The sequence below is a fragment of the Spirulina sp. CS-785/01 genome (genome assembly GCF_028330525.1).
Lineage (GTDB): Bacteria > Cyanobacteriota > Cyanobacteriia > Cyanobacteriales > Spirulinaceae > JAQMSD01.
This window is the reverse complement of sequence record NZ_JAQMSD010000031.1, coordinates 1-21,536: the sequence shown is the minus strand read 5'-3', so window position 1 is coordinate 21,536 and position 21,536 is coordinate 1. Positions and strand designations below refer to the sequence as shown.

Genomic DNA, 21,536 nt, shown 5'->3' with positions numbered 1-21,536 from the left:
TTACTTCGTTGATCGGCGCATCCTGATTCCGCTATTAAACCAGAATCAGCCAATTAATGCGCCCCAAGTTTGTGGCCCAACGATGCCATCGACAGCCAAGTGATTTTGCTCTTGGAAGCGTTCCACTGCTGCCGCCGTGAGGGGGCCAAAAATACCATCAATGGCGGTTTGGACTCGATATTGAACATAACGAGTCGCTTTCCCGGTGGCATGGTTGGGACGCAGGAGGGGTTTAATGGCAATTTCGTTAATGGCTTTCCAAGTAGCGGCTCCGGCTCTCCCTTGGGCGTTAATCCCCATAATATCGTTAAAGCGGGTGAGGGCAGAGGCGGTGAGGGGCCCAAAAATTCCGTCTTCGGCTAATTCGTTGCCGTTTTTATCGGGAATTTGGAAGCGGTTGAGATATTGTTGCAGGGTGAGTATATCCTCACTCACTCCTGTGTCTCCATCATCTGGGGTGGTTTCTCCGGTTAACCCTTTGACGATAGCTCGCACCATGGCCGGGGTGTTATAGCGTTCCATGTCCATCCGGGAGTCGAGGAAGCAACATTCTATGAGAATGGCGGGCATGAGGGTATTTTTGAGAACATAGAGATGAGAGCCATCTCGCACCCCTCGATTATAAAAGCCTAGGTTGATAATTTCTTGGAGGACGGGTTGGGCAATGCGTCGGCCTGCGGCACTAACGGCGTAAATTTCTGAGCCGTTGGCCCGTCCGTTAAAGGCGTTAAAGTGAATCGACACATAAATATCAACTCCGGTGGCGTTGGCGGTGGAAACGCGCTTTCTGAGGGAGTCTAAGACGGTGGAAGCCCAACGGGGGGTACAGTTTACGGTTTCGTAACCCAAGGCTTCGAGTTGGTTAATGACTTCTGTGCCAACGGCTTTGGTGAGGTCATCTTCTTGAGCATAACCCGATGCACCTACATCAGGAGGGGCGTTATGTCCCATATCAATGCCAAATTTCAAGGTTCTTCTCCGCGCCTGTTTTTGCGATCAAATTATATCTGTTTGTTGGTTGTTGTTTGTTTTTGGTTGTTGGTTGTTGGTTGATTTTGCGGATGGTTCGTGGGTCTGGGCAAAGGATACTAGGACTAAGTTACCATAGGCTTAATTGATTTCGGGAGAGGGGGAGATGGGGGGATGGGGGAGATGGGGGGATGGGGGAGATGGGGAGATGGGGAAGGACAAAGAACTAACTGTTCCCTGTTCTCTGTTCCCTGTTCCCTGTTTACTGATTACTGTTTACTGATTACTGATTACTGTTTACTGATTACCAATTACCCAAAATGCAATGGCAACTCCCTCCCACTCCCGATGTTCCCCAATGGTTTATTGAGGCGGTTAAACCCTATTGTCCTCTATCTGAGGGGACTTTTGCAGCCCAACTCCTCTGGCAACGGGGGATACAAACCCCTGAAGAATTAATTCCCTTTTTGGATGCGGATGCTTATACCCCGATGAGTCCTTTTGCTTTTGGGGAGGAGATGGAATGGGCGGTGAAACGGCTTCAGACGGCGCGAGAGGCGGGGGAGAAGGTGGCGATATGGGGGGACTTTGATGCGGATGGGATTACCTCTACTAGCGTCCTCTGGGACGGTCTGGGGGCGTTTTTTCGGCAGGGGGACAGTCTCTGTTATTACATCCCGAATCGTCTTACGGAGTCTCATGGGTTGAATGAGGGGGGGATTGAAGGGTTAGCGAGTCAGGGGGTGAGTTTAATTGTTACTTGCGACACTGGGAGTACCAATTTAAGGGAGATTGAGGTGGCGAAACAATGGGGGATTGAGGTGATTGTCACTGACCATCATACTTTACCCCCCCAACGGCCTGGGGTGGTGGCGATTATTAATCCCCGGTATTTCTCGGAAACGCATCCTCTTTATCACTTGTCTGGGGTGGCGGTGGCTTATAAGTTGGTGGAGGCATTGTACACGACTTTACCGGATGTTCCAGAGAAACCGTTGACGGAGTTGTTGGATTTGGTGGCTATTGGGTTAATTGCGGATTTGGTGGAGTTGAGGGGGGATTGTCGGTATTTGGCCCAACGGGGGATTCAACAGTTACAAACTCAGTTAAAAAACCCGACTCGGCCTGGGGTGGCGAAGTTGTTAAGTTTTTGTCGGGGAAATGGCGATCGCCCCACAGATATCTCCTTCGGCCTAGGACCCCGTATCAACGCGGTGAGTCGCATTCACGGGGATGCAACGTTTTGTGTGGAACTCCTCACCAGTCGGGATGAAAAACGCTGTCAGCAACTCGCAGAGGAGACGGAGTTGGCCAATACGCGACGCAAGGAGTTACAAAAAAATGTGACTCAGGCGGTTAAGCAAAAGTTAGCACAAGTTGATCTTTCTACGACTAATATTATTGTCCTAGAAGACCCCCAATGGTCGGCGGGGGTGTTAGGGTTAGTGGCGGGACAAATTGCCCAAGAATACGGTAAGCCTGTTATTTTATTAAGTACGGGGGAAGACCAATCGGAGTTTGCCAAAGGATCGGCGCGATCGATTAATGGGATTGATTTATATCAGCTTATTTATTCTCAACAGCATTTATTAGATAAGTTTGGGGGACATCCCTATGCGGCAGGGTTAAAAATTGCGGTGGAAAATTTACCCGCCTTTATTGAAGGGTTAAACCAAGAATTACGCCTACAATTCCCGGAGACAGGGTTATTGCGTCCGGTGGTTCATGCAGATATTAAGGTAACAGTTGCAGATTTAGGGAAGGCGTTATTTAAAGAGTTAACTTTGCTTGAACCTTGTGGCATGGGAAACCCTGTGCCGCAGTTATTGATTGAAAATTGCTGGTTTACGAATCTTAAAAATAAAAATATAGTAGATAAAAATAAACGTAAAGTTAAATATATTCGGACTTTTTTTGAAGTTATAGACGAAACAGTGTCACAAGGATTTCCGGGTATATGGTGGGGACATTATCAGGATGAGTTACCCGAAAACGAACCTTGTGATGCGGTGGTAGAATTAGATGCAAATCCTTATGAAAAGCGTTATGAAGTCCGTTTAATGGCGGTTCGCTTACGGGGAACACAGGAAACGTATTCGACGGGACTTTCTTTACAAGATTATATCTTAGATTGGCGTGGAAATTTTCAACCCCAGGCGGAGTTAGAACAGTCTCCGATTTTATTAAAAGATTGTCCGAGTCAGTGGGATAAAGTTCACCAAAAATTTCGACAAGCGGTGTCTCAAACTCGTCCGTTAGCGTTAGCTTATCCGTCTCCAGATCAAGGGACTCCTCAAGAGGTTTTGATGCAGTTGGTGGGGGTTTTTAAGTATTTACATCGGACGCAAGAGAAGGCTAAATTAAAGACTTTACAAGAGAAATTACAGCTTAGTCCAGCGAGTTTAAAGGTGGGGGTAGATGTTTTAATTCAACTGGGGTTTAAGGTGCGTTTGAGTAAAGATTCTTTACAAGTTCTTGACTTTTCAAAAAGGAGTTCTTTGACTCCGGAGTTAATGCAGCCATTTTTAGATATAGTGTCAGAGGAACAGTTTAAGCGTCATTATTTTTATGAAGTTCCGGTGGAAAGTTTGTCAAGTCAATTAGTGATGGGTAATGGGTAATTGATAGTTGGTGAACCACAAAGACACAAAGGACACAAAGGAGAGATAATGGAGAACAAAAAACTAATAACCAATAACAAAAAAAACATAAAAAAGTACCGAAGGATACAGGGTCTGAAAAAAAGTTGGTTTATTCTGCAATGAGAGTGGGATTACTTTGAGCGTTCAATCCGCTATAATCCCCTGATAGACTGAGGAAAGGTGATTGCGTTGGTTGAGTTACGACAACACACCATGACCTTGTATTTTGTGGTTTGTTGACTCTTGTTTAACTGACGCTGAAGCTATAGCAGAAGCAGGTTTGCAAGGATTTTCTCAGTTTATTCTATACCCCTTACTCTCCCCTTACACCAATGATGAAAAGACGACATTTTTTGAGCTTCTCCGCTTGGATGATACTGGCGTTTTCTGTTGTGGCTTGTAGTGCAGGACAAGCGAATCAGTCAGAGGTTAACTATGATACAAAATTATATGATACAAAATTAACGGTTTCTGTGGCGGCGAGTGTACAGGATGCCATGCAGGAAATTAAGACGGCTTATCAGGCTAAAAATCCTGATGTGGCGATTACTTATAATTTTGGTTCGTCGGGGTCTTTGGCGCAACAAATTCATCAGGGTGCGCCTGTGGATGTGTTTCTTTCAGCGTCTCCTAAGTGGATGGATGATCTGGAGGAGAAAGGGCAAATTTTGACGGAAACGCGCCAGAATTTATTGGAGAATTCTTTGGTGTTGATTGTGGCACGGAATAAGGAGGAGGTGAGGGGGTTTAAGGAGTTGAAGACGGAAACGGTGAGTTATGTGGCGATGGGTGAACCGGAGAGTGTTCCTGCTGGCCAATATGCACAAGAGGTGTTAATGTCGCTGGGTTTATTTCCGTCGCTAGAGTCGAAGTTGGTGTTTGGAAAGGATGTGCGGCAGGTGTTGGCTTATGTGGAAACGGGGAATGTGGATGCGGGGTTGGTGTATGGGACGGATGCTCAGATTTCTGAGTCGGTGAAGGTGGTGGCGACGGCTGCTTCGGATACCCATGCTCCGATACGGTATCCGGTGGCGGTGGTGAGGGAAAGTTTGTCTCCGGGGGTGGCTCAGGAGTTTATTAATTTTCTGTCAACGGAGGCTGCGATCGCAATTTTTGAAGACTACGGGTTTTCAATTATCAATTAACAATTTTGCTTTTTCTTTCCCCATGCACCCGGAACTTACACCCATCTGGATTTCCCTGAAAACCGCTTGTCTTGCCACGGTTTTGGCGTTTTTTGCCGGAATTGTCGTGGCGCGGTTGATGTTGGCGTATCGGGGCAAATTCCGGGGGGTGCTGGATGGGGTGTTGACTTTGCCTTTGGTGTTGCCTCCGGTGGTGGTGGGGTTTGGGTTGTTGGTGATTTTCGGTAAAAATAGCCCTCTGGGTCAAGTTTTGAACCAGTTGGGGGTGCGGGTGATTTTTACTTGGTCGGCAACGGTTATCGCGGCAACGGTGGTGGCGTTTCCCTTGATGTATAAGACGGTGTTGAGTGCTTTTGAACAGGTTGAACCGACGCTGGTGAGTTGCGCTCGTACTTTGGGTGCGTCGGAGGGACGGATTTTTTGGCTGGTGTTGTTGCCTTTGGCTTGGCCGGGGGTGGTGGCGGGAACGATTTTAACCTTTGCGCGGGCGTTGGGGGAGTTTGGGGCGACGTTGTTGGTGAGTGGCAATATTGAGGGGGTGACGCAAACCATGCCCATTGCGCTCTATTTTGCGGCGGAAGGGGGACGGATGGGGGTGGCGTTGGGGTGGGTGGTGTTGATGGTGGGAATTTCTCTCGGCGCGATCGCGTTTATCCATCAAGGCCATCAATCCCACCGCTTCATCCCCCACAATACTTTAACCCGTCGGGGGTTGAATTGGCTGTTTTTTGGCACGGCAACCCCGAAAGTGGGCAATTCTGTCCCTAGTTCCCCAGTTATTCCCCGCAAACCGGGTTCAGCGTTGGCGGTGGATATTGAGCGAGAAGTCCCCGGATTTCGCCTACAAGCGGCGTTTCAGACGGGGAAAGAGGCGTTAGGGTTGTTGGGGGGGTCTGGGTCTGGGAAAACGATGATTTTGCGCTGTATTGCGGGACTGGATACCCCGACGCAGGGGGAGATTGTTTTAAATGGACGGGTGTTGTTTTCGTCTCGACGGGGGATTAATCTGCCTAGCCGCGATCGCAAGGTTGGCTTAGTCTTTCAAAATTATGCCCTATTTCCCCATCTCACGGTGGCACAAAATATTGCCTTTGGGTTGCAACATCTCCCCAAACCTGCGCGGTTTGAGCAAGTAACGCGCTATTTAGACATGATGCAGCTTGGGGGGTTAGCTCATCGTTACCCGATGCAACTGTCTGGCGGCCAACAACAGCGCGTCGCCTTAGCCCGTGCTTTGGCCATTCAACCCGATATTTTACTCTTTGATGAGCCACTTTCGGCGTTGGACACTTACTTACGCAGTTTTATTGAAAAGTTACTCATTGAGGTGCTAGGGAGTTATGAAGGAGTGACGCTTTTTATTACCCATAAACTCGAAGAAGCCTATCGGGTGTGTGAGAATTTATTAGTGATTGGAGAGGGGCAAATTTTGGCCGCTGGAACGAAGGAGGAGATATTTGAACGCCCCCCGACAACCCAGGTGGCAAAGGTAACGGAATGTAAGAATATTACGGTGGCTCGTCGTCTTGAGCAAAAGTTTGTAGAAGTTCCGGCTTGGGGGTGTAGGTTAAAGGTGATTGAGCCAATTCCTGAGCCTTTAAATTATATCGGCATTCGCGCCCATCATGTCCGGTTTGCTCGGTCTTCGGAGGAGGTAAATATTGTCCCCAGTTGGTTAGCGATGATTAGTGAAACCCAACACCGAGTGACGCTTTATGTAAAGTTAAATAGTCCGCCTCAGTCGTCTCAAGATTATCATTTACAGGTGGAGGTCTATCGGGAAAAATGGGAACAGTTGAAGGATGTGGCGTTTCCTTGGAGGGTGTTTCTTGACCCGTTTCGGTTAATTTTGATGGCTCGGTAGTTGTTCAATATTTAGGGATTTTATCTTTAATAAGCCTTGGGTTAAAACCCAAGATTCACTAAAATTGAGTTACAGTGAAACTATTAGGCAGTTTGGAGATAAAAAGAATGGAATCTGTAGTGAGTTTAGAAGCTGCGATCGCGCAAAAAATCAAAGACTTACCCCAACCCCAACAGCAGCAAGTTCTTGATTATGTCGAATTTCTGCTCAAGAAGTATCCTACCAAAAAATTTCAACACCCGGATGGCCGTCCCATGTCCGCGTTAGAAGCGGCTGGAGATTTGGTTGGATGTATCGAGGGGCCAGGAGATTTATCAATGAAAAAGCAAGAACTCAAAAGACAAAAATTTGAATGAAACAGCAAGCATCTAAAGATAGCTTACTCCGACTGAATGCTTACATCTATTAACCCGTTAAAACGGGTTTCAGCTATTAGCCTTGGGTTTTAACCCAAGGTATCTAAAGGCAGCTTACTCCGACTGAATGCTTACATCTATTAACCCGTTTTAACGGGTTTCAGCTATTAGCCTTGGGTTTTAACCCAAGGTATCTAAAGGGAGCATTACTTCTTTCCTAATAACCAGTAGGTGGTCATTTCTCCCTTTCCTTTGACCTCGACTTTCCCCCGTTCTTCTAACCAGTAATCCGCTTTGAGAACCTGATAGACTGCTTCAGTCACTTGAATTTTACCGGGGTCTCCGGTGGACTCCATGCGGGAGGCCACATTAACAGTATCTCCCCAGAGATCATAAGTAAATTTGCTAGTCCCAATGACTCCCGCAACCACAGGCCCTGTATGAATTCCCATGCGAATTTGAAATTGTAGATGACTCTGGGACTGATCATCCTCAATGGCGATAGAATAGCTTTGAATGGTGTCTTGCATGGCCAAGGCCATATCTGCAATGGCACTCACATGATCCTTTCGTTCTACGGGTAATCCCCCGGCCAACATATAAGCATCCCCGACAGTTTTTATTTTTTCTACTCCCATAGATTCTGCCATGGAATCAAATTTGGAAAAAATAGTATTGAGAAAGTTAACTAATTCAATGGGTTTAATTTGCGTGGCTAACTGGGTAAATCCGACAATATCCGCAAAGAGAATGGTCGCTTCGTTAAATTGTTCGGCGATGGATTGTTTAACTTGTTTGAGGCGTTTGGCAATTTTTTGGGGTAAAATATTTAATAATAACTGCTCTGATTTTTGCTGCTCAATGCGTAAGGCTTCTTCTGCGTCTCGTCGTTTTTGTTCGGTTTGGTGAGCAGAAATGGCTTTTCCTAAACTTTGAGAAATGAGTTCAATGATTTCTTTTTCTTGAGTACAAAACCCCTCAAGTCTTGGGTAGGAAGCAGCAAAGCATAATGTGCCGTAAATTGTATTATTCACCCAAATGGGAGTCCCTAAATAGGCTTCAAATTTATATTTTTTATAAAATGCAGTTTCGCAACAATGGGTTAATTCTGCCACATCTGTTACCCGATCATAAGCCACTGTCTCTGCATTTTGAAGCACTCTAGCACAGTAGGTATCGGCTACAGAAAACTGATCTCTCACCTTGACAAAATCCATTAAAGAATAAACCGATTCAATGGTATATTGATCCCCAGAAATTCCACTCATAAAACCGACGACAAATCCTAATAATTCTGCTCCGGTTTTCAGGTAATCTTGGGTTCGGTCGGCAAAGTTGTTATATTCTGTAGTATTAAGGCGATGAATTTCTTTTAAATTGTGTCCAAAAAACTCTAAAACTCTCGATTGACGCTCTAATTCATCTTGAGCTTTTTGCAAGGTCAAGTGATTATTAACTCGCACTAAAACTTCTTCAAAATGAAAGGGTTTTGTGATATAATCTACGCCTCCAGTGCTGAAGGCATGAACCTTGTCATTGATATCATCTAAAGCACTGAGAAAGATTACCGGAATATGGGCGGTTCTAGGATTCTCCTTGAGTTTTTCACACACTTCGTAGCCACTCATTTCTGGCATACTAATATCTAAAAGAATTAAATCGGGAAGTTTCGCCTGTGCCGCGTTTAAAGCCATCATTCCATTCATGACACTCCGCACTTTATATCCCCGTTCGCTCAACATTTTGGATAATAAGCGCAAGTTGGCGGGCGTATCATCGACAATTAGAATATTTCCAAGATATTGTTCATCAGGAGTAGAGGTCATTTTTACTGAATTACGTTAAGGTAGGTAAATTGAGGGATTATCCGGAAAGATAGGACTAATCTTCGGGAAAAGAAACAAAGCCAACAGTTGGGTCTTCTGAGACGAATTGAGTGAGTTGTTTCTTTGCTCATCTCAAAAAGTCATAATTCGATAATGCCTGTTTGAGGGGTTTACCGTTTGGGAGGTTTGGCCATGGAGCAACGATTAAAAGCATTTTGTAGAATAGGAAAAACACAACAGGGAATTGGGTTTGCGAGTCTCCTGTTGGTGACTCTATTGGGATATCCCACCACCCCACTCGCTCATGCAAGTGAGTCTATACGCACCACTACTGTCTATTCTACTTCTCCTGTGCGTTTGGCCCACTATGATCCCTCGGTGATGGCGGCCTTAAATCGGGTGATACAACTTGATCCGAATAATGCTTGGGCGTATCACAATCGGGCGTTATTATGGATTCATGTGGAGGAGTATGAGAAAGCGATCGCGGATTTCTCCGAGTCCATTCGCATCAACCCAGATAACGCGGAAGCGTACAACCGACGGGGGACTTCCCGATTTTGGATACAAGAGTATGAGGCCGCATTAGCAGACTTAAACCAAGCGATACAACTTGATCCCAGTTTAGCTATTGCTTATTTTAATCGAGGGTATGTCCGACGGGAGTTAGGGGAAATTGACGGTGCAATTCAAGATTTCCGTCGAGGGGCCCAACTTTCCCAGCAACAGGGAGATCCGGCCATTGCTGAAGAAGCGACGGCCATTGTCGAGGAATTAGAAGCAATTCCCAATATGACGGTTGCGGAGTTACGCAGACGGGGAGAGGAGAAGATGGAAACGGGGGATTATTTGGGTGCAGTTGCGGATTTTAAGCAGGTGTTACGACGGGAAGGGGAAAGCAGTGAAATCTATGCAAAATTGGGTTTAGCGCGATTATTACTAGAGGATGAACCCGGTGCAATTACTGCTTTTAACAACGCCATTCAACTGGATTCTAGCAACCCAGAGACTTATTTTCAACGGGGTAAGGTGTGGGTATTGCAGGAGGAGTATGAGAAAGCGTTAGCAGACTTTAATCAAGCCATAGAACGGGATGAGGGGTTTGCTCTAGCTTATGCCTATCGTAGCCAAGTGTACTGGGATTTAGAGGACTATGACAAGGCTATGGCGGATGCACAACAAGCCTTAGTGTTGGATGACCAAGTAGCGGAAGCCTATCGCCTTCGCGGTTTATTGTACCTTCGGGCGGGGGACATAGAACGGGCGATTACAGATTTTCAGCAGGCCGCGACTCTGTTTGAGCAACGGGGAGATGTGGTGAGTTATCAGCAGGTTTTATCCTATTTACGGGACTTGCAAAATAATTGATAATTGTCCACCTTGGGTTAAAACCCCAGGCTAAGATACCCCTTGGGTTAAAACCCCAGGCTAAGAGCTTAAACCGGTTAAAAACAGGTTGAGAGACTAGGGAGTTAACCATCTATTCGTTACACATCATACCCCTTGGGTTAAAACCCCAGGCTAAGATACCCCTTGGGTTAAAACCCCAGGCTAAGAGCTTAAACCTGTTTTTAACAGGTTGAGAGACTAGGGAGTTAACCATCTAACTCTTGCGGTGGATTTGTAACCAAAGCTCTAAACTCACCAATAACCATAATTTAGCACCGTAGCGACCCCAGGTATCTCCCCGAAAATTTAACCAGTCGCGGATGATCTCTTGTTCCAGATAGGGCGCGATCGCAGCATCCCTCGATAATAACAACTTTTTCGCCTTCCCCTTCCAGTAATTGCGGAAAAAAGATTGCACCGGGACTCCCATCCCGCTTTTCGGTCGATCAATAATCATATCCGGTAATAAATCCCGCACGGCCTCCTTTAACACCGCTTTCTCCTCCGCTTTGGCCAACTTATACTGAGGTGGAGTTGCCATGGCCCGTTGTACAATGCGAGCATCAAATAACGGAGAGCGTCCCGCTAAAAAGGCCGACGTAGTTAAATTATTCACCTTCGTCAAAATATGATCGGCCCCCTTAAACTTAATATTCAACAACATCAAACGGTTTAAATACTGTGCATCCCCCCCTAACTCCTCCCCAAACACCCAAGGATAGGACTGGACTTGTTGCCAAATCTCCGGTTTCAGTAAATAGGGTAAGTCTGTGGCACATTTTTTAAAGGAAGTCAGATAGGACCAGAGAATATTCCTCTCCTCCCACTGATAAAACTGCTCAAGGATCATGGGTTGATTTTTCAGTCCCCCAAAACAGGGATCACCCCCCTCCCCGTTGAGAATCACCTGGCAATTATCCCGGGCCACCTGCGCTAAGAGATAATGGGGGACCGTGAGAGGATCACCAATGGGATTATCTAAATGGGCCAACGTCACAGGTAATTGCTCCCAAATTTGCTGGGGAGTAATCTCTAAAACATGGTGTTGGGTGCGACAATGCTGTGCAACGAGACTAGAGACGGCCAACTCATAGGGATCATGCTCCCCAAAATGCAGGGAGTAGGTGTGAATGGGAGCATGGTGAAATTGTCGGGTTAATGCGGTAATACAACTAGACTCTAACCCTCCTGATAAATAAACCCCAACGGGGGTACTGGGGGGTAAATAGTCCTGAACCACCTGTTCTAATTGAAAACGTAATTGCTGACGATGCCAAGTAAAATCTTGAGGTTCAATCTGTTTTTGAGGTTGCCAATAAGATTTCACACTCCCCTCTGGTAAGCATAACACCGTTCCTGGGCGTAATTCTCGTACTGCCTTCCATAAGGTCCGTTCCCCTGGTACAAATGCACAACAGAGATAGTCCCGTAAGGCCACTAAATCTAATTCCCGTCCGTGGTAAGGGGTTAAACTTTGTAAGCGGGGAGCAATCCACGCACTCGACCCATCCCAGAGATAATATAATGTACGAGTTCCTGTGCGATCGCGCACTAAATAACACCGTCCCGTCTGTCGGTCCCACACCACAAACGCAAACATCCCCTCCAACTCCTCCAAACAGTCCACCCCCCACCGTTCCCACAACCAGGCCACCACTTGACTTGCGTCTCCTGTCTTCAACTTTAACTGAGACAAAAGAGTCGATAAATTACTCAACCAAAACTCTCCCACTACCCAACACCGTTGATGGGGACTTTGGGTGGGTTTGGTTTTAAAAATATGAAAATTATCTTGACTAAAATTCGGTTTTAAGGTATTGGTAAATGCACCCCAATGAAGTAACCAATTAGGATTAACTGGCACTTCCCGTTGGGCGAATTTTTTCGGTGAAAAGAACCAACTGTCTAGTACCATGTTGTCTAGCACCATGTTAACGCTTGCAGGAAATAGACTTGAGAAACTTTACCATAGGTTTCCTTGAAAAGCCAAGTCGCTCTAAGACTAGAGAAAATACAGCCCAAAAATGGCTTTAATGACTCCTAAGCAAGCGTTTAAATAAAGCCTCATAACGGTCTAAAGCTGAGGTAAAAGAATAATTCTTTATCGCCTGTTGACGACTCGCATTCCCCAATTGTTTCACCTGCTCTGGATGTTCATATAAATCCTGAATTGCGGCGGCCAAACTGCGGGCATCTTCCGGGGGAACAACCACCCCTCCCCCACTGGCACGAATTGCTCGTGCTGCCGTCCCAGAGTCCGGCACAGAGCCAATAATTGCCCGTCCACTGGCTAATAAAACTTGGATTTTAGAGGGCATATTAAAGGCAATTACATTTTTCTTTTGTACCACTAATCCTACATCTGCCGCAGAAAGCATTTCGGGTAATTTTTCTCGCGGTTGAAAGGGTCTTAAAATAACATTCATTGCCCCTTTTTTCGAGCAGTAATTCTCTAACCGTTGTAACGCCTTTTCTTCCCCTACAATGACAATGGCAATTTGCGGAACTTCTTGTAAATAAGTCGCCGCATCAATCACGGTCTCTAATCCTTGAGTTAGAGCAATATTCCCGGAATAGATAACTACGAATTTACCCGCTAAATGATTCTCTTGGCAAAAATAATTATGCTCTCGCGGTAAAGGTTTAATAAAATCCACATTCACCCAATTAGGAATCAGCGTAATTTTATCCTCAGAAATATTTTTACTCAAAAGATTCTCAGTAAACCCCTCAGAAATGACGGCAATATTGGTGGCAGTGCGATAATTATATTGCTCCAACGCCGAAAAAATCTTAATGGCCAACTGATTGGTAATTAAGCCCACATGAACCGCCGCATCGGGTAAAATATCCTGTAAATTGAGAACAATGGGACAGCGATAAAGAAAGCCTAAAATCGACGCAGGGACCCCGACGGGTAAACCAGGGACCGTGAGAAAAATGAGATCAGGCCGCCGTCCTCGTAATGCCTGAAAAAAGCTCAAAACCATGAAACTGAGTTCAAATAGGGCCCGGTTGAAAAGACTGCGTTGAGGCCGCGATCGCACGTAACACCGTTGAATCTTTACGCCATTCCGTTCCTCCGTACAATACAATTTACCCCGATACGGCTCATAAATCTCACTTTTCGGATACCAAGGCATGGCCGTCACCACCCGCACCTCATGGCCGCGTTGCACCAACCCCTCTGCCAACTCCGTCATCAAGGGTGCGATGCCAATCGGTTCGGGATAATAATTATAGGAGTACAGTAAAATACGCATACGCTGTTTAATCCAGAGAACGTTGAAAAAGACCGGAAAACCGTGATGAGACAGGGACTCATCTCCTATTGTCGCCTTTTCATTCCCTAATTTGTAGGTCAGAATAGGGAGAGTTTATCTTAATTCACATTTTCACGCGCCTATGTTTACGATTAGAAGAATTTTGACCGCTTTTCTGCTCTCCGCGTTATTACTGTTAACCGCTTGTACGTCTGCTCCTCCGTCCGATTTCCAGCAGGCCCAACAAGAAAGCACCGAACGCGGAGCTAAAGCGGTTTCCAAAGATGCGGAAAAGGGAGGGAGTTTTAACAAATATTTCCCCAAAGGACAGGATAACTATAAAGTTGTTTTTGCCCAGGAGAAGAAGGGGTTTGCCCAAGCGAAGATCAAACGGGGGTCCACGGAAGTGGCCGTGATGTCCATTTCCGATATTTCCAGCACTCCCAACGCAGCGAAAAAATTTGACCAGAGTACCCAGAAAATTCAAGGGTATCCCGTTGTCACCCAAGGCAAAACCACCCATACGTTATTGGTGAAAGACCGCTTTCAGGTGAAAGTCCAGTCGCGGGATGATTCATTTACAGACAGCGATCGCCAAAATTGGTTAGCCAAATTCGACCTGTCCAGAATTGCCGCCTTAGCAGAATAAAGGAGATTAAACCATGAGTAAACCCATTTATGAGCTTGTTGATGAACTCCCCGAACATAATATGACAGTACGGGTGTTAAATGCCTTAGATTTCGTAGTCCCTGGGGAATGGGAAAATATTGTCGGGTTTAAGGAAACCATCCGTCACGTAACGGGAGAGGAAGATGAGGACTTAATCCAGCAAATTGGCGATCGCGCGGTTTGGCTCTACAATGACAAATCTCAAGGCTATCAACGGGCCATGTGGCTCTATCAAACCGTCGATAATGTCGATAGTGCCTTGGGAACAGCCGCTTTAGCCAATAAAGTCGGGGAAAAAATTAAATTATTCGGCTTCCTCAACCGTCTCACCCCCAAGCCCGACAAAGCCCAAAGCATTGATTTAGCCCTAAAATTAGTCGTAGAATTACTCGCCTTTTGCCAAATTAACGGCATTCCGGGGGATAGCATCGGGGATTTCGTCGCCTCCCTGAGCGATTATAGCGGAGAATCCCTCATGCGGATGTCTGCATTAATCTGTCTGGACGCGCTTATTCCCTTGGGCCCAGATTTTGTTGAAAAAGTCCAATCCACCATTGAAAGGATTAACGCTTCTGAAATTCAGGGACATCCCGTGTATAGTCGCCTTGAGGGGGTGATTCCGGGGGAAGATGCGGAGAATAAGTTAGGGTTTATTGGAGAAAGTTTCAACTCTGCGACGGGGTGGATGCAGGGTTTTGTGGAAGAACGGGATTTATCCCGCGATCGTATCCTCAACAATATCGGCGGTTTCATTGAAGGTGCTGATGATAAACTCGACTACGTGGCCGCTTTCCTCGACATGAGTACCAACTACTACGAACACACCGGAACACAAACCCTAGCCAAACGCCTCATTGACCGGGCGTTTGCAGAGATTTAGTATTGGTTGGTTGTTGGTTGTTGGTTCTTTGTTATTGGTTTTTTCCCATCTCCCCTTTGTGTCCTTTGTGTCTTTGTGGTTTCCCCATCAACTATCCACTATCAACTGGGGTTAAGATAACAATAGATTGTCCTGATCTCACAGGGAAACTGAGAAAAAACAGAATAGTCGTTGCGTTTCTCTAATTCCTGTGTTGCTGTCTATTCCTATCACACCAATGGAGCAAGCTGAAATCACTGCGTTAGGTCATTCCCTCCGACGGATTGACCAAAACCTTTTAACCCACAATGCTCCAGATGAGGTGCAACGCATTTGGTTTCAAGGAGGAGAGCCTTATTTTGATCTGTTTGTGGAGTTACGAGAGGAGCAGATTGAATGGTTTCAGTTAACCCTACGGGGCCATTCTCTCTCCTGGTCCCGAAAATGCCATCGCTGGCAAACTGGAATAACCAATGAACTGCAAACCGATGACCTCACCTTCTATCCAGCCAGTAAAATTATAGAAAGCGATCGCACCCCCGACAGAGAATTTTTTCATCTCACCCACCACATCCTCAAAACCCGTGCCGGAGAACCCCTATTTGACAGGCTTTTAGCCCTCTTTCACTCCACCCCTACCCACTTTTGTTAAAAAAAATTGGCTCAACCCTTGCTTTATTTTATTTTTTTGTATTATACTGGTTAACCGTGCGAAGGAAAGCACATCACATGGGTCGCTAGCTCAATGGTAGAGTACTCGGCTTTTAACCGATTGGTTCTGGGTTCGAGTCCCAGGCGACCCATATTTTTTTTAGGTTATTTTTTTTAGGTTATTTTTTTTAGGTTATTTTTTTTAGGTTATTTTTTTTAGTATATATTTTTAGTCTATTCGCTCTTAACAGAAAACGCCCGTTTTGTCAAGAGATTTGGGCAAAGGAAGCACGAAGACTCAACCTAGAAGACTCAACCTAGAAGACTCAACCTAGAAGACTCAACCTAGAAAAACAAACCTCCAAACCATCGCCGAAACCCACATTTATTTAAAGGGACGTTTCGTTTCATGGAACATCCCTTAATGGGTCTTGATCATATTGCGGGGTTGACCTTGAGTTGACTTGCATCGTATCTCCAGAATTAGGCATCAGTCAAAAGTTAGAAATTTACCCCTCATAACCTTACCTTGCCTAACCTTACCAATTATAACGAACCTAAAACCAATCCCCCCCAAATCTCTATCCAAAGAAACAAAAATCAACCCCAATTCCTTAAAATTATCTTAAAAAGCGATCCCCATGCCTATCGATCGAGGGATAGATCAACCCATCTATCAATTGCTATGTTGTCTACGGAGAAACGTTAACAAGGTTTTATAACAATTATGAACGCCTACGCACAAGAGCTAAGAGCCACAGCGAAAGCGATGGTTGCCCCCAGTCAAGGGGTTTTAGCCATGGACGAAAGTAATGGCACTTGCAACAAACGCCTCAACAAAATAGGCATTGAACCTAGCGAAGCCATGCGTCGTGCGTATCGGGAATTAATCCTCACCACTCCGGGATTAGGGGATTATATCAGTGGAGCTATTTTATACGACGAAACCATTCGTCAATCCAAAGAAGACGGCACATCCTTCTTAGCCGTCATGAAAGAGCAAAATATTATTCCGGGTATTAAAGTTGATACTGGGGCGAAAGACTTGGCCGGCCATCCTGGGGAAAAAGTCACCGAGGGATTAGATGGACTGCGCGATCGCATCACCGAATATTATCAAATGGGCGCAAGATTCGCCAAATGGCGGGCAGTAATTACCATTGGTGAAGGTATCCCCTCTGATGCGTGTATCGAAGCCAATGCCCACGCTTTAGCTCGCTATGCAGCACTGTGCCAAGAAGGTGGCCTCGTCCCCATTGTTGAACCAGAAGTCCTCATCAATGGCGACCACACCATCGAGCGTTGTTTTGATGTCACCTCCCGCACCTTACGGACTGTCTTTAACCACCTATCCACCCAAGGGGTAGCCTTTGATCAAATGATCCTGAAACCCAGCATGGTAATTTCCGGGTTAGACTGTCCACAACAGGCCAGCGTGGAACAAGTGGCAGACATGACCGTTAAATGCTTAATGGATAACGTCCCTGCCTCAGTCGCAGGAATTGCCTTCTTGTCCGGTGGACAGAGCAACGAAAAAGCCTCAGCCCACTTGAACACCATGAACATCAAGTATGCTGAACAAGCACCTTGGCCGATCACCTTCTCCTATGCACGGGCCATTCAAGGGCCGGCTTTAGAACATTGGAAAGGTCAAAGCAGCAACGTTTCCACTGCACAAAAACTCCTCCATCATCGTGCGAAGTGCAACGCTGCGGCCCACGATGGGAAGTACACCCCTGACCTAGAGAAAGAAATGGCGGCTGTAACGGCCTAACCTTCTCTCCTGTATTATTCTTCTGTCTCCCCCAGTTTTTCAAGACTGGGGGGTTTTTTATCTTATGGGTTCTTTGTTCTTTGTTGTTGGTTCTCTCCCCCACCTCCCCCATCTCCGGACAAGGGAACTCCAGAACTGAGAAATGGTTCAACCAACTATCCACTATCAACCATCAACTACACCACCTCCCTCCAAACGGATCATCAAAAATTAATACATCAAATTGCGCAATAGCTGTTAAAATATTCTAAAAATTTAAAATAAACAACAAATCCGCTCGTTTACTGTACTGGTTGCAGTCAGTGTGGCAGTATGTCACACTCAGTTTGAGTTCCTAAACCATTAGGGCGCAAACGATTAGAACGCAAAGACTAGAACGCAAAGACGTTACAGTTCAAATTCTCACAGTTCAAATTCTCATCAAATTCAAGGAGGAAAATAGATGGCACTTGTCCCTATGCGGCTATTGCTGGATCACGCAGCAGAAAATGATTACGGTATTCCTGCCTATAATGTCAATAACATGGAGCAAATTATTGCCATTATGCAGGCCGCCGATGAAGCGAACAGCCCTGTTATTCTACAGGCTTCTCGCGGCGCACGGAAGTATGCTGGAGAAAATTTCCTCCGTCACTTGATCACGGCGGCTGTTGAAACCTATCCCCATATTCCCATTGCGATGCACCAAGATCACGGGAATAGCCCTGCCACCTGCTACTCTGCCATTCGTAACGGCTTCACTAGCGTTATGATGGACGGTTCTCTCGAAGCAGATGCCAAAACCCCGGCTAGCTTTGACTATAACGTGAACGTCACCGCAGAAGTGGTTAACGTGGCTCACTCCGTTGGGGCTAGCGTAGAAGGAGAACTGGGTTGCTTAGGTTCTCTCGAAACCATGAAAGGGGATAAAGAAGACGGCCACGGTTTTGAAGGAACACTCAGTCGTGAACAACTCCTGACTGATCCTGACGAAGCTGTAGAATTCGTAGAACGGACTCAAGTTGATGCCCTTGCAGTGGCGATTGGGACCAGTCACGGGGCTTATAAATTCACCCGGAAGCCGACTGGTGAAATCCTTGCGATTAGCCGAATTGAAGAAATTAATAGTCGTCTGCCCAATACTCACTTAGTGATGCACGGGTCTTCTTCCGTTCCCCAGGAATGGATTGATATGATCAACGAATACGGTGGTCAAATCCCCGAAACCTATGGTGTTCCCATCGAAGAAATTCAAAAAGGCATCAAGAGTGGTGTACGCAAGGTGAATATCGACACCGATAACCGTTTAGCCATCACCGCAGCCATTCGTGAAGCTGCGGCCAAAGACCCCCAAAACTTTGACCCCCGCCACTTCATGAAGCCTTCCATCAAGTACATGAAACAAGTGTGCTTAGAGCGTTACCAAGCCTTCGGAACGGCTGGAAACGCCACTAAAATCAAGCAACAAACCTTAGATGAGTTTGCTGCGAAATATGCAAGCGGTGAACTGAGTCCGAAAAGCAAAAGCAAAGTTGCTGTGTAAACGGTAACACTTTGTAGGTTTTTAGGTTCAGTTGGCCTTAAATCCGTAATTTTGCCAAAAGACTGGGGGAAATTCCTCCAGTTTTTTTTGTGGGGAAGAACAAATGAGGAGGTCAGTTAGATACAATATTTTTAGGAACGCATTTCATCAGGGCGACTCTACAAATTTACGGATTTCCGCTTTCACAAAACGTATAAGACAAAAGCGTATAAGACCAACGACTGTTGCGATCGCGCCTTATGTCTCTGTTGTCTATCTGCTCGCCGTAACGCAGAGCCGGCCTTTGCCAACAGCAAACGTAACCCCTTTGTCCGTCGGGAGTCTGTGCGCTGTGGAACAGACCTCCGCCTTGTAGAAATTAGACCTATGGAACAATTAAAGTCAAAAATCCTTTCAGGTATTTTAGGAATTGCTATCGGAGATGCCCTAGGGATTCCCGTCAAATACACCTGCCGAAGCGATTTTCAACAATCTCCACTCTCGACGATGACAGGGAATGGGCTTTATGATCAACCGCCTGGTACTTGGTCGGAATGTAGTTCAATTCCCTTTTGTATTACTGAAGCCCTCACCCAGGGGCAATGGTCTTCCTCTCTGTTGTTACGGAATATTGCGATCGCTATGATCCAATGGCACAACGGCCAACTGTGGACTCCTCGCGGCACGGCCTTTGAAGTGGGAGGCATTCCTCCGGAAATTCTAGATCGATTACAACAAGGGACTCCTCCAGCGCAATGTGGAGAACCCAGCGATCGCAGTTCTAATAGTGGGATGTTAACTCGCGTCTTACCCTTGGCCTTTTGTGAGCCTTATCTCGATTTTAAAGACCTGATTAAACGAGTGCATAAAGTCGCAGCCATGATCAACCGTCATCCGCGATCGCAAATGGCCTGTAGTTTTTATGTGGCCACTGCCATTGCCCTCCTCAACGGCCAATCCCCCAGAAACGCCTATCTCGAAAGTGTCCAACGAGTGGGAGAACTCTACGAACACAGTTCATACAGCGAACACCTCGACAACTTCCTCCGACTACTGAGAGGAAACATTATTGACTTACCCGAAAGTAAAATTCACTCCAATGGCCGTTCCGTAGAAACCCTAGAGGCCGCCCTTTGGTGTTTATATAATAGTTCCTCCTACGAAGAAGCCGTCTTAAAAGCCGTCAACCTAGGAGACGACACCAACACCACCGCCGGAGTTACAGGAGGGTTAGCGGGATTATATTATGGGGCCAAAGATATGTCCGTCGATTGGATTCAAAAAATTGCCCGATTCTACGACATCCTCAACCTCGCCACCCGTTACGCCAAAACCCTAGAAAGTCTAGACGAACGGGTAGAAGTACAAGTTTAGGGATGGGGAATAGGGAATGGGTAATTGTTTAAACTCCTGATTATTCAATTATCCATTATCCATTACCAAAACACCAAAAACTGCCGTTGTTGCCACAACATAAACGCCCCACTAAAGGCCACAAACGTCATCACCACTTGGCGAAACTGTTGATCACTCATGTGCTGTAGAACAATTTGTCCTAACCAATTACCGGGTAAAGCCGCCAACCCGATCACCAATCCATACCCTAAATCCGTCATATTTAACACCCCAAATAGTCCATAGGCGATCATTTTCGCAATATGAACCACCAGCACATTAAGAGACTTTGTGCCAATCATTTCCTCCTTCACTAAACCGTAATTGAGATAAAACGGATTTAAAACTGGGCCCGTACTGCCGATTAAACCGGAAAAGAAGGCATAGAGGAAGCCAATGGGCAGAAAATACCAGGCTTTCACCGAAAAGCCTCCCGTCTCTTTCCGAAACAGGAAACTGATCACCGAAGCAATAAGGAAAAACGCCAACAGCACACTCAGCCATTCGATACGAGTACGACTCAACACAAACGCCCCCAATACCCCACCAGCAATAGCCCCTGGTAAATTCCAACTCGTCACATACCAATCAATATTTTTCCAATAAATTCCCACCCGTTGGGCATTGCCAAACAGCATTCCTGTGGTGATGATGGGAGGGATAGAAGCAGTCCCAACCAAGAGGCTGACAACGGGGATGAGAATGAGGGGACTACCTCCCCCCGCTAAACTACTGATAAACCAAGCAACACTACTGGCAAGGATGAAGCAAAGAATAGTCACAATTTTATTTATAGTCTCAAGCAAGCGTATATTGTTGAGCCATCTAGCTGGGAGATATTCCCCCAAGTCAATAGCACATAAATCTAGATGACTCCTTTCCTATCTTAAAAAATCTTTATAGAAAAAAGAAAGAAAATATAAAGAATTTGGTTTTTGGTAATGGATAATGGAAATTAAGCCTTGCTGAAAAAGTGTTTATTTGCTTGTAAGGCAAGGGAACAGGGAACTCCGGAACTGGGAACAGTAATCAGCATCCGAAGGCAGATGGCAGATGGCAGATGTTGGAATAAGGAGGAAGTTAACCTAAGAAGAAGGACAGAAACTAATCAGAGTAATGCTTTCAGCCAAATTTCAGCAATTTTTAGTTTCACCGAGAGTAAACAGTAAACTGTTACCAGTTGTTACTCCCCATCTCCCCCATCTCCCCTATCTCCCCTATCTCCCCTATCT

At 45.9% G+C, this 21,536-nt stretch carries 16 protein-coding genes and 1 tRNA gene; 12 read left to right on the top strand and 5 right to left on the bottom strand.

Features of this window, described 5'->3' with window-relative positions; genetic code table 11:
• Positions 1 to 45: 45 nt before the first annotated feature.
• Positions 46 to 969 (bottom strand): N-acetylmuramoyl-L-alanine amidase, encoded by a 924-nt coding sequence (locus tag PN462_RS01285; RefSeq protein ID WP_272126047.1) that lies wholly within the window; start codon positions 967 to 969, stop codon positions 46 to 48.
• A 320-nt stretch (positions 970 to 1,289) separates the two neighbouring features.
• Here PN462_RS01285 and recJ point away from each other — a divergent pair, with 320 nt between their 5' ends.
• The 4 genes from recJ to PN462_RS01265 all read left to right on the top strand — a co-directional run bounded on the left by recJ (position 1,290) and on the right by PN462_RS01265 (position 6,976).
• Complete coding sequence (gene recJ, locus PN462_RS01280; RefSeq protein WP_272126046.1) at positions 1,290 to 3,590, top strand: single-stranded-DNA-specific exonuclease RecJ; 2,301 nt, start codon at positions 1,290 to 1,292, stop codon at positions 3,588 to 3,590.
• 353 nt (positions 3,591 to 3,943) lie between these two features.
• The gene (gene modA / locus PN462_RS01275) at positions 3,944 to 4,756 is read left to right on the top strand and encodes a molybdate ABC transporter substrate-binding protein (protein ID WP_272126045.1); all 813 of its coding nucleotides are present in this window, start codon (positions 3,944 to 3,946) and stop codon (positions 4,754 to 4,756) included.
• A gap of 22 nt (positions 4,757 to 4,778) precedes the next feature.
• Positions 4,779 to 6,620, top strand: coding sequence for a molybdate ABC transporter permease subunit (modB, locus tag PN462_RS01270; protein ID WP_272126044.1), 1,842 nt, complete (start codon positions 4,779 to 4,781; stop codon positions 6,618 to 6,620).
• A 107-nt stretch (positions 6,621 to 6,727) separates the two neighbouring features.
• On the top strand, positions 6,728 to 6,976 hold the full coding sequence (locus PN462_RS01265) for a DUF2281 domain-containing protein (protein WP_272126043.1): 249 nt from the start codon (positions 6,728 to 6,730) through the stop codon (positions 6,974 to 6,976).
• A gap of 206 nt (positions 6,977 to 7,182) precedes the next feature.
• Here the strand turns inward: PN462_RS01265 and PN462_RS01260 are convergent, their stop codons facing one another.
• The gene (locus PN462_RS01260; protein ID WP_272126042.1) at positions 7,183 to 8,802 is read right to left on the bottom strand and encodes an adenylate/guanylate cyclase domain-containing protein; all 1,620 of its coding nucleotides are present in this window, start codon (positions 8,800 to 8,802) and stop codon (positions 7,183 to 7,185) included.
• Positions 8,803 to 8,994: 192 nt separating this feature from the next.
• On the opposite strand from PN462_RS01260, the gene PN462_RS01255 reads away from it, so the two are divergent.
• Positions 8,995 to 10,170: a tetratricopeptide repeat protein gene (locus PN462_RS01255; protein WP_272126041.1), complete on the top strand. Its 1,176-nt coding sequence runs from the start codon at positions 8,995 to 8,997 to the stop codon at positions 10,168 to 10,170.
• Between the two features lie 235 nt (positions 10,171 to 10,405).
• On the opposite strand, the gene PN462_RS01250 is transcribed toward PN462_RS01255, so the two are convergent.
• Both PN462_RS01250 and PN462_RS01245 read right to left on the bottom strand, forming a co-directional pair.
• Positions 10,406 to 12,121 carry an asparagine synthetase B family protein gene (locus tag PN462_RS01250; protein WP_272126040.1) on the bottom strand — a complete coding sequence of 572 codons (1,716 nt, stop codon included), beginning with the start codon at positions 12,119 to 12,121 and terminating at the stop codon, positions 10,406 to 10,408.
• 100 nt (positions 12,122 to 12,221) lie between these two features.
• A complete protein-coding gene (locus tag PN462_RS01245) occupies positions 12,222 to 13,454 on the bottom strand; it encodes a glycosyltransferase family 4 protein (RefSeq protein ID WP_272126039.1) in 1,233 nt (410 codons plus the stop codon).
• Positions 13,455 to 13,596: 142 nt separating this feature from the next.
• Here PN462_RS01245 and PN462_RS01240 point away from each other — a divergent pair, with 142 nt between their 5' ends.
• The 7 genes from PN462_RS01240 to PN462_RS01210 all read left to right on the top strand — a co-directional run bounded on the left by PN462_RS01240 (position 13,597) and on the right by PN462_RS01210 (position 20,283).
• The gene (locus PN462_RS01240; RefSeq protein ID WP_443029029.1) at positions 13,597 to 14,103 is read left to right on the top strand and encodes a hypothetical protein; all 507 of its coding nucleotides are present in this window, start codon (positions 13,597 to 13,599) and stop codon (positions 14,101 to 14,103) included.
• Positions 14,104 to 14,116: 13 nt separating this feature from the next.
• The gene (locus PN462_RS01235) at positions 14,117 to 15,004 is read left to right on the top strand and encodes a hypothetical protein (protein ID WP_272126036.1); all 888 of its coding nucleotides are present in this window, start codon (positions 14,117 to 14,119) and stop codon (positions 15,002 to 15,004) included.
• 217 nt (positions 15,005 to 15,221) lie between these two features.
• A complete protein-coding gene (locus PN462_RS01230; RefSeq protein WP_272126035.1) occupies positions 15,222 to 15,635 on the top strand; it encodes a hypothetical protein in 414 nt (137 codons plus the stop codon).
• Between the two features lie 79 nt (positions 15,636 to 15,714).
• Positions 15,715 to 15,786, top strand: a tRNA-Lys gene (locus tag PN462_RS01225).
• Positions 15,787 to 16,361: 575 nt separating this feature from the next.
• On the top strand, positions 16,362 to 17,408 hold the full coding sequence (locus PN462_RS01220) for a class I fructose-bisphosphate aldolase (protein WP_272126034.1): 1,047 nt from the start codon (positions 16,362 to 16,364) through the stop codon (positions 17,406 to 17,408).
• Between the two features lie 442 nt (positions 17,409 to 17,850).
• Positions 17,851 to 18,930, top strand: a complete 1,080-nt coding sequence (gene fba, locus PN462_RS01215; protein ID WP_272126033.1) for a class II fructose-bisphosphate aldolase — start codon at positions 17,851 to 17,853, stop codon at positions 18,928 to 18,930.
• Between the two features lie 366 nt (positions 18,931 to 19,296).
• Positions 19,297 to 20,283: an ADP-ribosylglycohydrolase family protein gene (locus tag PN462_RS01210; protein ID WP_272126032.1), complete on the top strand. Its 987-nt coding sequence runs from the start codon at positions 19,297 to 19,299 to the stop codon at positions 20,281 to 20,283.
• Between the two features lie 62 nt (positions 20,284 to 20,345).
• Here PN462_RS01210 and PN462_RS01205 read toward each other — a convergent pair whose 3' ends face one another.
• Positions 20,346 to 21,086, bottom strand: a complete 741-nt coding sequence (locus PN462_RS01205) for a sulfite exporter TauE/SafE family protein (RefSeq protein WP_272126031.1) — start codon at positions 21,084 to 21,086, stop codon at positions 20,346 to 20,348.
• Positions 21,087 to 21,536 lie beyond the last annotated feature (450 nt).

Coding starts and splice junctions, on each gene's coding strand:
- recJ (WP_272126046.1), top strand. CDS start 1,290: ATGCAATGGCAACTCCCTCCCACTCCCGATGTTCCCCAATGGTTTATT.
- modA (WP_272126045.1), top strand. CDS start 3,944: ATGATGAAAAGACGACATTTTTTGAGCTTCTCCGCTTGGATGATACTG.
- modB (WP_272126044.1), top strand. CDS start 4,779: ATGCACCCGGAACTTACACCCATCTGGATTTCCCTGAAAACCGCTTGT.
- PN462_RS01265 (WP_272126043.1), top strand. CDS start 6,728: ATGGAATCTGTAGTGAGTTTAGAAGCTGCGATCGCGCAAAAAATCAAA.
- PN462_RS01260 (WP_272126042.1), bottom strand. CDS start 8,802: ATGACCTCTACTCCTGATGAACAATATCTTGGAAATATTCTAATTGTC.
- PN462_RS01255 (WP_272126041.1), top strand. CDS start 8,995: ATGGAGCAACGATTAAAAGCATTTTGTAGAATAGGAAAAACACAACAG.
- PN462_RS01250 (WP_272126040.1), bottom strand. CDS start 12,121: ATGGTGCTAGACAACATGGTACTAGACAGTTGGTTCTTTTCACCGAAA.
- PN462_RS01245 (WP_272126039.1), bottom strand. CDS start 13,454: ATGCGTATTTTACTGTACTCCTATAATTATTATCCCGAACCGATTGGC.
- PN462_RS01240 (WP_443029029.1), top strand. CDS start 13,597: ATGTTTACGATTAGAAGAATTTTGACCGCTTTTCTGCTCTCCGCGTTA.
- PN462_RS01235 (WP_272126036.1), top strand. CDS start 14,117: ATGAGTAAACCCATTTATGAGCTTGTTGATGAACTCCCCGAACATAAT.
- PN462_RS01230 (WP_272126035.1), top strand. CDS start 15,222: ATGGAGCAAGCTGAAATCACTGCGTTAGGTCATTCCCTCCGACGGATT.
- PN462_RS01220 (WP_272126034.1), top strand. CDS start 16,362: ATGAACGCCTACGCACAAGAGCTAAGAGCCACAGCGAAAGCGATGGTT.
- fba (WP_272126033.1), top strand. CDS start 17,851: ATGGCACTTGTCCCTATGCGGCTATTGCTGGATCACGCAGCAGAAAAT.
- PN462_RS01210 (WP_272126032.1), top strand. CDS start 19,297: ATGGAACAATTAAAGTCAAAAATCCTTTCAGGTATTTTAGGAATTGCT.